Raw genomic sequence first — 12,379 nt, 5'->3', positions numbered from 1 at the left:
GAACGAAGCCATCCTACCTTGCCGCAGGTACGCCGCCGAAATCAGTGGCTCAGGGACGGCGCGCCCAGCCGCCGACCACGGTCGGCATGGTGATGACAGCGTTCGAGGCGGCGATCTCAGCTGATAACCGTTGCGCAAGCGTGTCCAGGCCGATCTCTTCCTCGGTTGCGGCGCCGGAGGCGACGATCGCGTCTTTCATCGCGCTCACCACCCCGACCAGGTGCTCGGCCAATAGGAGGTTGGCCGGCGACGAGTAGAGCTGCACTCCCAGCGACTCGATATCGCGGTAACCCGCCTGGTGAAGAAGCACCGGAAGGCGCATGCCGACGCGAAGATCAGCGTGCGCATAGTCGAACGCAGCCGTCAGCCACCCCGTTAGGGTCGAATACAACTCGACCTCGGGCAACGTGCGCAAACCACCGGTGTCGAAATCGATCGCGAGGAAAACACCGTCTTGGCGAAGGTTGCGTTGGTGGTGGGCAAGGACATCGAGCGCGTCGGGCAGATGCAGCAGGAGCAGCCGGCAGGCAGCTGCGTCGAAGGGCTCATCGTCGACGAAGCTGCGCACGTCATCCTGGCGAAACTCGACGTTGTCCAATCCAAGCGCATCGCGACGCTGGTTGGCGGCGGCCACTTGCGCCTCATCCCGCTCGACGCCGACCACCCGACCGTGCGGGCCGACCATTTCGGCGAGGAGGAAAGCGACGTCGCCGGGACCGCTGCCAAGGTCAAGCACCCGCATGCCTGGCCGGATGCCACCTCGCTGCAGCAGCAGTGCCGTCGGTTCAGCCAGGATCGCGGCCTGCGCCTGTAGCCGAGTGATCTCGGGTTCGTCGCTGCCTAGAACGTATGCGGGTTGGGTCACACGGACTTCAACGCCAAAACCCGGCCCAATTAGTCAGCCGCTGGATTTCGATTCGCCGCTCAGCGCGTGAGTCCATTCGCCGCTCAGCGCGTGAGTCCATTCGCCGCTCAGCGCGTGAGTCCATTCGCCGCTCAGCGCGTGAGTCCATTCGCCGCTCAGCGGCGGAGACCCAGCCGCTCGATCAGCGACCGGTACCGCGCGACATCCACCTGCGCGACGTACTTGAGCAGCCGACGACGGCGCCCGACCAGCAGCAACAGCCCACGACGTGAGTGGTGGTCGTGCTTGTGCACCTTCAGGTGCTCGGTCAGATCCGAGATGCGCTTGGTCAGCAGCGCGACCTGCGCCTCCGGCGAACCGGTGTCGGTGTCATGCAGGCCGTACTGGCCCAGAATGTCTTTCTTCTGTTCGGCAGTGAGCGCCACGAAATAACTCCATCAAATCGGTCCGCGACAATTTTCTAGGCGGGCCACCGCGAACTGCAGCACACGCCAGGTCGGCAGGAAGTCTAGCAGCGGGTCACGTCGCGGACAGAATCGTGCGGGCGTGCTCGGTGTCTTCACCCATCGTCGCGACCAGATCCTCGACCCGGTCGAATTTCTCCTGGCCGCGGATCCGGGCCACGAAATCCACCGCGACATGCTGGCCGTACAGGTCGGCGCTGGTGTCGAGGACGAACGCCTCCACGGTGCGGGTGCGCCCGGAGAACGTTGGGTTGGTGCCCACCGACACCGCGGCCTGATACCGCTCCCCCGGGATGACGCTGCCCGTGATGGGGCCGTGGCCCAGCACGGTGAACCAGGCGGCATACACGCCGTCGGCGGGAATCGCCGAGTACATCGGCGGCGCCACGTTGGCGGTCGGGAAGCCCAGCACCTGGCCGCGGCCCTCGCCGCGGACCACCACACCCTCCACCCGGTGCGGGCGGCCGAGCGCCTCGGCGGCCGCCACCACGTCGCCGGCGTCCACGCAGGACCGGATGTAGGTCGATGAGAACGTGATGTCCTCGTTCTGGTGGTGCTCGCTGACCAACGACATGCCCTGCACCGCGAACCCGAACCGCTCACCGGCCTTGCGCAGCGTTTCGACATTGCCCGCGGCCTTCTTGCCGAACGTGAAGTTCTCCCCCACCACCACTTCGACCACATGCAGGTGCTCGACCAGCAACTCGTGGATGTAGCGGTCCGGGGTCAATTTCATGAAGTCGGTGGTGAACGGCATCACCAGAAACACGTCGATGCCCATTTCCTCGACCAGTTCGGCGCGCCGCGTCAGCGTGGTCAGCTGCGCGGGATGGCTGCCGGGGAACACGACCTCCATCGGATGCGGGTCGAAGGTCATCAGCACCGAAGGGACGCCGCGGGTGCGGCCTGCCTTCACGGCGTGATTGATCAGTTCCTGATGCCCGCGATGTACACCGTCGAACACGCCGATGGTGACCACGCATCGGCCCCAGTCCGTCGGGATGTCTTCCTGCCCCCGCCAGCGCTGCACAGCAGCTAGCCTACGGCGCACCGACGCAGCCGGCTCCGCTGGACCACCGGATCAGGTGAAGATTGCCTAAACTTTGCAACCGTGAGTCCTGAACCCGATCCCCGTGACCTGACCACGGTTGCTCAGGACTATCTCAAGGTCATCTGGACCGCTCAGGAGTGGTCGCTGGAGAAGGTCAGCACCAAGCTGTTGGCCGAGCGGATCGGCGTGTCGGCCTCCACCGCCTCGGAATCCATCCGCAAGCTCGCCGATCAGGGGCTGGTTGATCACGAGAAGTACGGCGCCGTCACGCTGACCGACGCGGGCAGGGCGGCCGCGCTGGCGATGGTGCGCAGGCATCGGTTGATGGAGACGTTCCTCGTCCGCGAACTCGGCTACAGCTGGGACGAGGTGCACGACGAGGCCGAGGTGCTCGAGCACGCGGTGTCGGACCGGATGCTGGACCGCATCGACGCCAAGCTGGGGCATCCGACCCGCGATCCGCACGGCGATCCGATCCCGGCCAAGGACGGTCAGGTGCCGACACCCGACGCGCGGCAACTTTCGGTGTGCCGCGACGGCGACTCCGGCACGGTGGCCCGCATCTCCGACGCCGATCCGGAGATGTTGCGCTACTTCGACACTGTGGGCATCAGCCTGGACTCCCGGCTGCGGGTGGTGGCCAGGCGCGATTTCGCCGGGATGATCTCCGTCGCGGTCAACAATCCCGAAACCGCCGGCGACGCGGAAGTCACCGTGGACTTGGGAAGCCCTGCGGCAGAAGCGATCTGGGTGGTCGGCTAGCCGCGGGGCGCGCGCCCGCGAGCCAGCGAGGCCACACCGGCCAGCACGGCGAGGGCGATCGAGACGCCGAACACGACGATCAGTCCGTGATGGAACGGATCCGAGATGAGGTGCGGGAAGAACTCTCCGCCGGTGATCGTGGCGACGTTGTCGGCGGGCAGGTGCGTCAGCACTCCGCTTGGCGCAAGCAGGTGTTCGAGCGGATTGACGCCCAGCACCGCGGCGAACAACGTCGACACCGGCGGCAGCGCGGCGACCTGGTCGGCGACGGCGTTCGGCACACCCTGGTCCTGCAGGCCGGTGGTCAACGCGGAGGGCAGCGTGTGAGCAAGGCCCACAATCATCAACGAGAAGAACACCCCGATCGACAGCGCGGTGCCGCTGTTCTGGAACGTCGCACGCATACCTGACACCACACCGCGCTCTTCGGGCGGCACGCTGCCCATGATCGCCGACGTGTTCGGCGCCGCGAACATGCCGCTGCCGATTCCGTTGAGCCCGATCAGCAGTGCGAACGCCCAGTACGGGAAGTTGATCGGCAGTAGCAGCAGGCCGACGAAGCTGAGCCCGAACGCCAGCATGCCGGTCGACGCGATACCGCGCGCACCGAAGCGGTCCGACAGCGCGCCCGCGGCGGGTCCGGCGACCAGGAAGCCCGCGGTCAGGGGCAGCATGAAAATGCCCGCCCACAAAGGTGTTTCGGCGTAGTCGTACCCGTGCAGCGGCAACCAGATGCCCTGCAGCCAGATGATCAACATGAACTGCAGGCCGCCCTGCGCCAGCGCCGCGGCCAGCGTCGCCATGTTGCCTGCGGTGAACGCGCGGATCCGGAACAGGCTGGGCCGGATCATCGGTTCGGCGACCCGGGTTTCGATCACGACGAACGCGATCAGCAGGAGTATCCCGGCCGCCAGCGCGGTCAGCACGAACGGGCTGTGCCAACCGGTGGTGTGTCCGCCGTGAGGCTGGATCCCGCTGGTGATCGCGACCAGCACCGCGGAGAGTCCGATTGCGAAAGTGATGTTGCCCCACCAGTCGATGCGTCCGCGGTGGCGTTCGCCGTTGTCGCGCAACCGCCGGTAAGCCCACACGGTGCCGAACACCCCGACCGGCACGTTGACCCAGAACACCGCCCGCCAGTCCCATGCCGCCAGCAGGCCGCCCGCCACCAGGCCGATGAACTGGCCTGCCAACGCGGCCACCTGGTTGAAGCCGAGCGCGAAACCGCGCCGGTCGGGCGGGAAGGCGTCGGTCAGAATGGCCGCCGAGTTCGCCGTCAGCATGGACCCGCCGACGGCCTGCAGCAGTCGCCAGCCGATCAGCCACTGCGCGGCCGCCGCGCCGCTGAACGGGTCGAACGACAACAGGATCGACGCGACCGTGAAGACGCTGAAGCCGAAGTTGTAGACCCGGACCCGGCCGTACATGTCGCCGATGCGGCCGAGGGTGACGACGAGCACCGACTGCACCAGCCGGTAGCCCATGATCATCCACAGCAGATAGGCGATGTTGGCCGGCGCCAGCGGATCGAGATGGATACCGCGAAAGATCGCGGGCAGCGAGATGATCACGATGGACCCGTCGAGCGCGGACATGAACACCGCCGCGGTGGTGTTGGTCAGCGCGACCCACCGGTAGTTGTCGCGGGTCGTCGCCTCGAGCTGGTCCGTGGCCATCTAGAGGTGGTACGCCAGTCGCTCGATCAGGGGCGCGGCGACCGCGAGCTGCTCGAGTTCGGCGTCGGTGAACTCGGCGAGGCCATTGGCGAGCTGTTCCACGCGCGCGTTGCGCCGCCGGTTGAGCGCGCGCCTGCCTGCGGCGCTCAGCGACAACAGGATTCGCCTGCCGTCAGCGGGGTCCGGCTGCCGCTTGACGAAGCCGCGGGTCTCGAGTTCGCCCAGCGTCGCACCCATCGACTGCGGGCTGATCTGTTCCTGGCGGGCGAGGTCTGCCGCCGTCGCGGGACCACAGCGGTCGAGCCTGCCCAGTGCCGCGGTCTGAGGGAAGCTGAGCTCGTCGGTGACGGGGATCTGCCGCAGCCGTCGCCGCAGCAGGCCCACGCACAGCAACAGCGCCCTGGCCACGTCCTCGGCGCGTGTGTCGGCGGACATGATTATCAGCCTAGGCTGATAAGGCGGGCCTGATCAAACCTCTCACAGCGTCGCCGGGCGTAGCACTACCACCGACTTGGTGCGGGTGGCGTGGTCGGTCAACAACGCCAGGACCTGCCCGTCGGCGGTCGTCGCGGCGTAGACCCCGTCGATGCCGGCCGGTTTCAGCGCCCTGCCGTGCCGGGTGTCCTCGGCCTCGGCGTCGGTCAGGGTCCGGCGCGGAAACGACTGCAGGCAGGCGGCATCCAACGAATAGCTCAGCTGCGGACGCTCGGCCAGTTCGTCGAGGGTGCGGGCCTGATCCAGCCCGAACCGGCCGACCCTGGTGCGGCGCAGCGCGGTGAGGTGACCACCGACCCCCAACGCGACGCCGACGTCGCGGGCGAGTGCGCGGATGTAGGTGCCGCTGGAGCACTCGACCTCGACGTCCACGTCGACCAGGTCGCCGTGCCGACGAACGGCCAGCACGTCGAACCTCTCGATGCGGACGTTGCGTGCCGCGAGTTCGACGGTCTGCCCCTCCCTGACGAGCTGATACGCCCGCTTGCCGCCGATTTTCACGGCGCTGACCGCCGACGGCACCTGAGCGATCTCACCGCGCAGCGCGGCGATCGCGTCGGCGATCTGCCGATCGGTCACCTCACGAGCCGAGACGGACTGCAGCAGCTCACCTTCGGCGTCCTCGGTCGAGGTGGTCTGGCCCAGCCGGATGGTGGCGGCATACGCTTTGTCCGTCGCGGTCAACAGACCGAGAATCTTTGTGGCCCTTTCAATTCCGACGACCAGCACGCCGGTGGCCATCGGATCGAGGGTGCCCGCATGGCCCACCTTGCGGGTGCCGAAGATCCGCCTGCAGCGGCCCACCACGTCATGGCTGGTGACACCTGCGGGCTTGTCGACGACGACCAGACCTGCTTCGGTCACAGCACGATCGCCGTCAGCGCGAGGCCGTCGCGAACCGACCAACGTCCCGACAGCGTCTGCAGCGGCGGTCCGTGTTCGGCGGCCGGGTCGATGAGGATGCGCGATTCGAAGACCCCTGCGGTGCCGGTTTCATCGACATCGAACGTGATGTGGGCGTCCTCGAAACCCAGCCAGCGATGGGTCAGCGGGAACCACGCCTTGTAGGTGGCTTCCTTGGCGCAGAACAGGATTCGATCCCAGTGCAGATCTGTCGGCATGGTCGCCAGCTCGGCGCGCTCCGCAGGCAAGCTGATCGCTTCCAACACTCCGTTGGGCAGCACGTCGTGCGGTTCGGCGTCGATGCCCACCGACCGCACCGCACCGGTTCTGCCGACCGCCGCGCCGCGAAAGCCCGTGCAGTGGGTCAGGCTGCCGACGATGCCGTCGGGCCAGCACGGTTCGCCCTTGTCCCCCTTGAGGATCGGCACCGGCGCCACCCCGAGTTCGCCGAGCGCCTGGCGGGCGCAGTAGCGAACGGTGACGAATTCGTTGCGCCGCTTGGCCACCGACTTGGCGATCAGCGGCTCCTCTTCTGGCAGCGGCGCCAATTCCGGTGGGTCGTCGTACAGTTCGGCGGCCGCCAGAGCGTCTGCCCCGGAGGCGCCGGGCAGCACCACGGTGAGCAACGGCGCCGTCGTCATGGCTGCCGCGTCCTGATGCGCTCCTGCACCTTCTCGGCGTGCTCGCGCATCTCCTGGGTGATCTGGAAGTGGCCGCCGAACTCGTTGAGGTACCCGGGAGCGTATTGCGGGTCCGGCAGGATCTGCCGAAGCCATCGATATGGCTTGCGGCGCCGCCATTCCCGCGGATAGCCGACCGACACCTCCTCGTGCCGCACGCCGTCGTACCACGTGGTGCGCGGGATGTGCAGATGGCCGTAGACGGAGCAGATGGCGTTGTAGCGGGTGTGCCAGTCGGCGGTCGCGGTGGTGCCGCACCACATCGCGAACTCCGGATAGAACATCGCATCGCAGGGCTCACGGACCAGCGGGAAATGGTTCACCAGGACCGTGGAGTCCATCCAGTCCAGATCGTCGAGGCGCTTGCGGGTGTAGGCCACCCGGTCGTGGCACCACGCGTCGCGGGTGGCGTAGGGCTCTGAGGACAACAGGAACTCGTCGGTCCCGACGACGTTGCGCTCGCGGGCGATGGCCAGCCCCTCGGCCTTGGTCGCCGCGCCCTGCGGCAGGAACGTGTAGTCGTAGAGCAGGAACATCGGCACGATGGTGGCCGGGCCGCCCTCGTCGGTCCACACCGGAAACGGGTGCTCGGGCGTGATGATGCCCATCTCGTCGCACATGTTGACGAAGTAGTCGTAGCGCGCCTTGCCGAAGATCTGCATCGGGTCCCGGTTGGTGGTCCACAACTCGTGGTTGCCCGGCACCCAGATGACTTTGGCGAACCTCTTGCGCAACAGGTCGAGGCTCCAGTGCACCTCGTCGGTGCGTTCGGCGACGTCCCCGGCGACGATCAGCCAGTCGTCGGGCGACGACGGATGCAAGGACTCCGTGACCGGCTTGTTGCCGGTGTGACCGGTGTGCAGGTCGCTGATCGCCCAGAGCGTGGGTCGGCGGCCGTCTCGTGTCACAACCGACCAGCGTACTTGCGCTAGCGTGGTGCCCTGATTCGGCAACTAGAACATGTTCTCGTTTCCCGACCTGGGCGCTGGGGCGGACGGCTACACTCCCCGGCAGGGTCGGACGACGCCGGCGGCCCCGCCGCCACGATGCAAGGGGGTTGGATGGCCGCCAGACTGGGCGTCCTGTCGGCACTGTGTGCGCTGGTCGCGGCGGTGATCGTGGTCTGGCAGAGCGGTCCCGTCGGCCCCGTGCGGGTCGACGCCACCGATATCCCGATGACCAATGTCGAGACGTCCATCAAGTGGCCCGTCATCGACACCGTGAACCCGCGGCCGTTCGATCCCTGCGAGGACATCCCGCTCGACGTCGTGCAGCGGATCGGCCTGGCGTTCACCCCGCCAGCCCACGAAGACGGGCTGCGCTGCCACTACGACGCGGGCAACTACCAGATGACGGTCGAAGCGTTCGTCTGGCGCACCTACGAGGCGACGCTGCCGCCCGACGCCCTCGAGTTGGACGTCAACGGCCACCGGGCCGCGCAGTACTGGGTGATGAAGCCCACCGACTGGAACGACCGCTGGTGGATCACGTGTGGGATCGCCTACAAGACCAGTTACGGCGTCATCCAGCAGACGCTGTTCTACTCGCCGAAGTACTCCGCCGACGACGTCGACTGCCTGCAGACCAACCTGCAGCGCGGCCGTGAGCTGAGCAATTTCTACAAGTACTAGCCTTTGTTAGGTGACCGCAGTAAGCACCGGCACCTCGTCTTCTCCCGTCGTCTCCCGACTCAAGCGGCTCACCGGCCGCGCCATGAGCAGCCTGCTCGACCTGCCGCCGCACACCACCGAGTACCGCGTCGAGTGCGGCCTGCGGGTGCCCATGCGCGACGGGGTCGAGTTGATCGCCGACCACTACGAACCCGCGACGGCCCATCCGGCGGGCACGCTTCTACTGCGCGGCCCGTACGGCCGCGGCTGGCCGTTCTCGGCGCTCTACGCGCACGTCTACGCGGCCCGCGGCTATCACGTGGTGTTCCAGAGTGTGCGAGGCACGTTCGGCTCCGGCGGCGAATTCAATCCGATGGTCAACGAGATCTCCGACGGCGCCGATACCGCGGCGTGGCTGCGCGATCAGCCGTGGTTCACCGGTTCGTTCGCCACCATCGGGATCTCCTACCTGGGCTTCACCCAGTGGGCGCTGCTCACCGATCCGCCGCCGGAGATGGCTGCAGCGGTCATCACCGTGGGACCCCACGACCTCAGCGGACCACGTTGGGGCACCGGCTCATTCGGCCTCACCGACTTCCTCGGCTGGTCCGACATGGTCGCCCACCAGGAGGAGCCGCGCAACATCGCCGCCCTCGTCCGGCAGATCAGGGCGCGACGGGCACTGGTCGAGGCCACCCGCGGGCTGCCCCTCGGCGAATCAGCCCGCCGACTGCTTGGCACCGGCGCCCCGTGGTTCGAGTCGTGGCTCGAGCATCCCGAGTACGACGACCCGCATTGGGCGCCGCTGCAACTGCATCAGGCGCTGGACCGCACCGAGGTCCCGGTGCTGCTGCTGAGCGGCTGGCAGGACCTGTTCCTCGAGCAGACGCTGACGCAGTACCGCCGCCTGCGTGAGCGTGACGTTCCGGTCGCGCTCACCGTCGGACCGTGGAATCACACCCAGATGATGACCAAGGGCGCCGCGACCGTCTTCCGAGAATCGTTGGGCTGGTTGGACGCTCACGTAGCGGGCACCCGCAGCGTGGCACGCAAACCGGTGCGGTTTCACCTCAACGGGTACGGCTGGCAGGACTTCGACGATTGGCCGCCCGAGATGCCGGAGCATGTGCTGTATCTGCGGCCCGCCGGCCACCTCGGCAGCGCCGCCCCCGACCAGAACACCCCGCCGAAGAGTTTCACGTTCTATCCCGGCGACCCGACGCCCACCGTCGGTGGTCGGCTGCTGGCCCCGGAAGGCGGCTACCGCAACGACACTCGACTTGCCGAGCGCGCCGACGTGCTGACGTTCACCAGCGCACCGCTGCCTGCGGACCTCTACGTCGTCGGGACGCCGGTGATGCAGCTGTCGCACTCCTGCGACAACTCCTACAACGACCTGTTCGTCCGGCTCAGCCAGGTGGACGCGCGGGGCCGGTCCCGCAACGTCAGCGACGGATACCTCTGTAACACACCGGATTCGCGCAACGTCCGGATCGAACTGGACGCGATCGCCCACCGCTTCCCCGCGGGATCGCGGATCCGGGTGATCATCGCGGGCGGATCGCATCCCCGGTTCGTCCGCAATCTCGGCACCGGCGAACCGGTGCTCAGCGGTCGGCGGCTGGCGGCGGCGACGCACACGGTGCACCTCGGCGACGGCGGCACGTCGCGGCTGGTGCTACCGGCGGGGCCGCATCCGCCGCGGTGACTCAGCCGACGGCGTCGCGCACCCGCTGGGCGATCTCGGCCAGCGCGGCGTCGTCGTGCACCGGGTCGGCCCACGCCGGGTCGACCGGCAGCGGCACCCAACTCTTGCAGCCCGCGTATTCGGGGGCGCGGGGCAATGACACCGGTTCGGCCAGCGGGCTGGCCTGGACGACGAGCACGGTGAGGCGGTGTTTGGGTCGGAAGTCGATGCGGTCTGTTTTCACCGAGTCGGCGGTCCAGATGTGCAGCGGCGCGATCTCGTCGAGCGCGTCAGGCCGGTTGACTTCAACGGCGGCAACGACTTTCGCGCCCGCGCGGAGCACCAGCGCCTCGTCGGTGCTGTCGGCGGCGGCGGCGTCGAGCAGGTCGCGGTGTTCGGGCCGCACCCGCTCGGCGTGACTGTGCGCCACCGTCGGGAACAACAGGAAGCGGGAAGCCGCCACCGCGAACCGCTTTTCGTGGATGCCGCCCTTGCGCAGCAGCACGGTCTGCCTGCCGTCGAGCAGCGCGTGCACCGCGGCGCTCCACTCCTTGAGCGCCTGCGGAGTCATGTCAGGTTCAGCCGCGCACGCACTTCGGGGCGCCGCAGCGGCGGCACGGTCTTCGGCGGTTGCCGTCGTGGTGCGAGCCCCGTCAGCAGCCGGGTGGTCACGTCGGTGACTTCGGCGACCGCGGTCTCGAAAACCTCGACGTTGGCGCCCGTCGGGCGGGTCATGCCGCTGACCTTGCGGACGTATTGCCGCGCGGCGGCCTCGATCTCCTCGGCGGTGGCCGCCGGCTCCAGGCCGCGCAACTCGGTGATATTTCGGCACATGCCCCCACGATAGGTTGCTTGCATGGCTGAGAAGATTCTGCTCATCGAGACCGAGGACCGCGTGCGGACCCTGACGCTGAACCGACCGCAGTCACGCAACGCGTTATCGGCCCAACTCCGTAGGGAGTTCTTCACTGCGCTGCGCGACGCACAGGCCGATGCGGACGTCGACGTCGTGATCGTGACCGGCGCGGACCCGGTGTTCTGTGCGGGCCTGGATCTCAAGGAGCTCGGCGACACGTCGCAGCTGCCGGACATCTCGCCGCAGTGGCCGCCGATGAGTAAGCCGGTGATCGGCGCGATCAACGGCGCCGCGGTGACCGGCGGCCTGGAGATCGCGCTGTACTGCGACATCCTGATCGCCTCCGAGCAGGCCCGGTTCGCCGATACGCACGCCCGGGTCGGGCTGCTGCCGACGTGGGGGCTTTCCGTGCGGCTGCCGCAGAAGGTCGGCGTCGGGCTGGCCCGCCGGATGAGCCTGACCGGTGACTACCTGTCCGCGGCCGACGCGCTGCGGGCGGGCCTGGTCACCGAGGTGGTGCCGCACGAGGAGTTGCTGCCGACGGCGCGGCGGGTCGCGGCGTCGATCGTGGGCAACAATCAGCAAGCCGTGCGCGCGCTGCTGGCGTCCTACCATCGCATCGACGCCGCGCAGACCGACGCGGGACTGTGGATCGAGGCGACGTCGGCCAAGCAGTGGATGAACTCGGCGACCGGCGACGACATCGCCGCCAACCGCGAAGCCGTGCTGCAGCGGGGAAGGGCGCAGGTCCGATGAACAAGGCACATGAGGCGTGCGGCAGCGACGAATGGCGCCAAACCATCCGGGAGATCATCCTGCCGTGGGCATTGGGTGAGACCACGCTGGGCGACAACGTGCTCGAGGTCGGGCCCGGCTACGGCGCGACGACCGACGTGCTGAGCCAGTCGGCGCCGCGGCTCACGGCGGTCGAGATCGACGGCGACCTCGCGGCGATGCTGACCGAGCGGTTCGCGCAAGTGCCGTCGGTGCAGATCGTGCACGGCGATGCGACGAACCTGCCCTACACCGACGACAGCTTCTCCGGCGCGGCATGTTTCACGATGCTGCATCACGTCCCGACGGCCGAACTGCAGGACCGGCTGTTCGCCGAAGTGGCCAGGGTGTTGCGGCCGGGTGCCGCGCTGGTGGCCAGCGACAGCCACGCCGACGAGGCGCTGAAGGCCCACCACGAGGACGACATCTACAACCCGATCGATCCGGCGTCGCTGCCGGACCGGTTGGCGGCGGCGGGCTTCGGCGACGTCGCGGTCAAGACCAACGACTTCGGCTGGGCGGTGATCGCCAGGGTCGGCTAGCAGCCTCCCCGAAA

15 protein-coding genes are annotated in these 12,379 nt (G+C 68.0%); 5 read left to right on the top strand and 10 right to left on the bottom strand.

The window, feature by feature from the left end:
- Positions 1-49 precede the first annotated feature (49 nt).
- From C1A30_RS17510 to C1A30_RS17500, 3 genes are all read right to left on the bottom strand, one after another.
- The gene (locus C1A30_RS17510; protein WP_160112765.1) at positions 50-865 is read right to left on the bottom strand and encodes a class I SAM-dependent methyltransferase; all 816 of its coding nucleotides are present in this window, start codon (positions 863-865) and stop codon (positions 50-52) included.
- A 155-nt stretch (positions 866-1,020) separates the two neighbouring features.
- The gene (gene rpsO, locus C1A30_RS17505; RefSeq protein WP_043407856.1) at positions 1,021-1,290 is read right to left on the bottom strand and encodes a 30S ribosomal protein S15; all 270 of its coding nucleotides are present in this window, start codon (positions 1,288-1,290) and stop codon (positions 1,021-1,023) included.
- 94 nt (positions 1,291-1,384) lie between these two features.
- Positions 1,385-2,359 (bottom strand): bifunctional riboflavin kinase/FAD synthetase, encoded by a 975-nt coding sequence (locus tag C1A30_RS17500; RefSeq protein WP_200828292.1) that lies wholly within the window; start codon positions 2,357-2,359, stop codon positions 1,385-1,387.
- A gap of 81 nt (positions 2,360-2,440) precedes the next feature.
- Between C1A30_RS17500 and mntR the strand changes: the two genes are divergently transcribed.
- Entirely contained in the window at positions 2,441-3,142 is a 702-nt protein-coding gene (gene mntR / locus C1A30_RS17495; protein WP_101949454.1) for a manganese-binding transcriptional regulator MntR, read from the top strand.
- Here the strand turns inward: mntR and C1A30_RS17490 are convergent.
- The 5 genes from C1A30_RS17490 to C1A30_RS17470 are packed head-to-tail and all read right to left on the bottom strand — an operon-like array spanning position 3,139 to position 7,804.
- Entirely contained in the window at positions 3,139-4,818 is a 1,680-nt protein-coding gene (locus C1A30_RS17490; protein ID WP_101949453.1) for an MFS transporter, read from the bottom strand. The genes mntR and C1A30_RS17490 overlap by 4 nt on opposite strands.
- Positions 4,819-5,253: a MarR family winged helix-turn-helix transcriptional regulator gene (locus C1A30_RS17485; protein ID WP_101949452.1), complete on the bottom strand. Its 435-nt coding sequence runs from the start codon at positions 5,251-5,253 to the stop codon at positions 4,819-4,821. It lies immediately after the preceding gene.
- Between the two features lie 42 nt (positions 5,254-5,295).
- A complete protein-coding gene (truB, locus tag C1A30_RS17480) occupies positions 5,296-6,177 on the bottom strand; it encodes a tRNA pseudouridine(55) synthase TruB (protein ID WP_101949451.1) in 882 nt (293 codons plus the stop codon).
- Positions 6,174-6,857, bottom strand: coding sequence for a 4'-phosphopantetheinyl transferase (locus tag C1A30_RS17475; protein ID WP_101949450.1), 684 nt, complete (start codon positions 6,855-6,857; stop codon positions 6,174-6,176). Before C1A30_RS17475 ends, truB begins: the two co-directional genes overlap by 4 nt.
- The gene (locus C1A30_RS17470) at positions 6,854-7,804 is read right to left on the bottom strand and encodes a metallophosphoesterase (protein WP_101949449.1); all 951 of its coding nucleotides are present in this window, start codon (positions 7,802-7,804) and stop codon (positions 6,854-6,856) included. Before C1A30_RS17470 ends, C1A30_RS17475 begins: the two co-directional genes overlap by 4 nt.
- A gap of 153 nt (positions 7,805-7,957) precedes the next feature.
- Here C1A30_RS17470 and C1A30_RS17465 point away from each other — a divergent pair, with 153 nt between their 5' ends.
- Positions 7,958-8,527 carry a DUF3558 domain-containing protein gene (locus C1A30_RS17465; RefSeq protein ID WP_101949448.1) on the top strand — a complete coding sequence of 190 codons (570 nt, stop codon included), beginning with the start codon at positions 7,958-7,960 and terminating at the stop codon, positions 8,525-8,527.
- A gap of 10 nt (positions 8,528-8,537) precedes the next feature.
- The gene (locus tag C1A30_RS17460) at positions 8,538-10,214 is read left to right on the top strand and encodes a CocE/NonD family hydrolase (protein ID WP_101949447.1); all 1,677 of its coding nucleotides are present in this window, start codon (positions 8,538-8,540) and stop codon (positions 10,212-10,214) included.
- Between the two features lies 1 nt (position 10,215).
- Here the strand turns inward: C1A30_RS17460 and C1A30_RS17455 are convergent, their stop codons facing one another.
- Positions 10,216-10,764 (bottom strand): DUF1802 family protein, encoded by a 549-nt coding sequence (locus C1A30_RS17455; RefSeq protein WP_101949446.1) that lies wholly within the window; start codon positions 10,762-10,764, stop codon positions 10,216-10,218.
- A complete protein-coding gene (locus C1A30_RS17450) occupies positions 10,761-11,027 on the bottom strand; it encodes a DUF2277 domain-containing protein (protein ID WP_101949445.1) in 267 nt (88 codons plus the stop codon). Before C1A30_RS17450 ends, C1A30_RS17455 begins: the two co-directional genes overlap by 4 nt.
- 22 nt (positions 11,028-11,049) lie before the next feature.
- Between C1A30_RS17450 and C1A30_RS17445 the strand changes: the two genes are divergently transcribed.
- A complete protein-coding gene (locus C1A30_RS17445) occupies positions 11,050-11,805 on the top strand; it encodes an enoyl-CoA hydratase (RefSeq protein WP_101949444.1) in 756 nt (251 codons plus the stop codon).
- Positions 11,802-12,365 (top strand): class I SAM-dependent methyltransferase, encoded by a 564-nt coding sequence (locus tag C1A30_RS17440; RefSeq protein ID WP_101949443.1) that lies wholly within the window; start codon positions 11,802-11,804, stop codon positions 12,363-12,365. The genes C1A30_RS17445 and C1A30_RS17440 overlap by 4 nt, the downstream gene beginning before the upstream one ends.
- The last annotated feature ends 14 nt before the right edge of the window (positions 12,366-12,379 follow it).

Source organism: Mycobacterium sp. 3519A (assembly GCF_900240945.1).
Classification (GTDB): Bacteria; Actinomycetota; Actinomycetes; order Mycobacteriales; family Mycobacteriaceae; genus Mycobacterium.
Note: the sequence above shows the minus strand (reverse complement) of the source record. Positions and strands in the feature narration are given on the sequence as shown.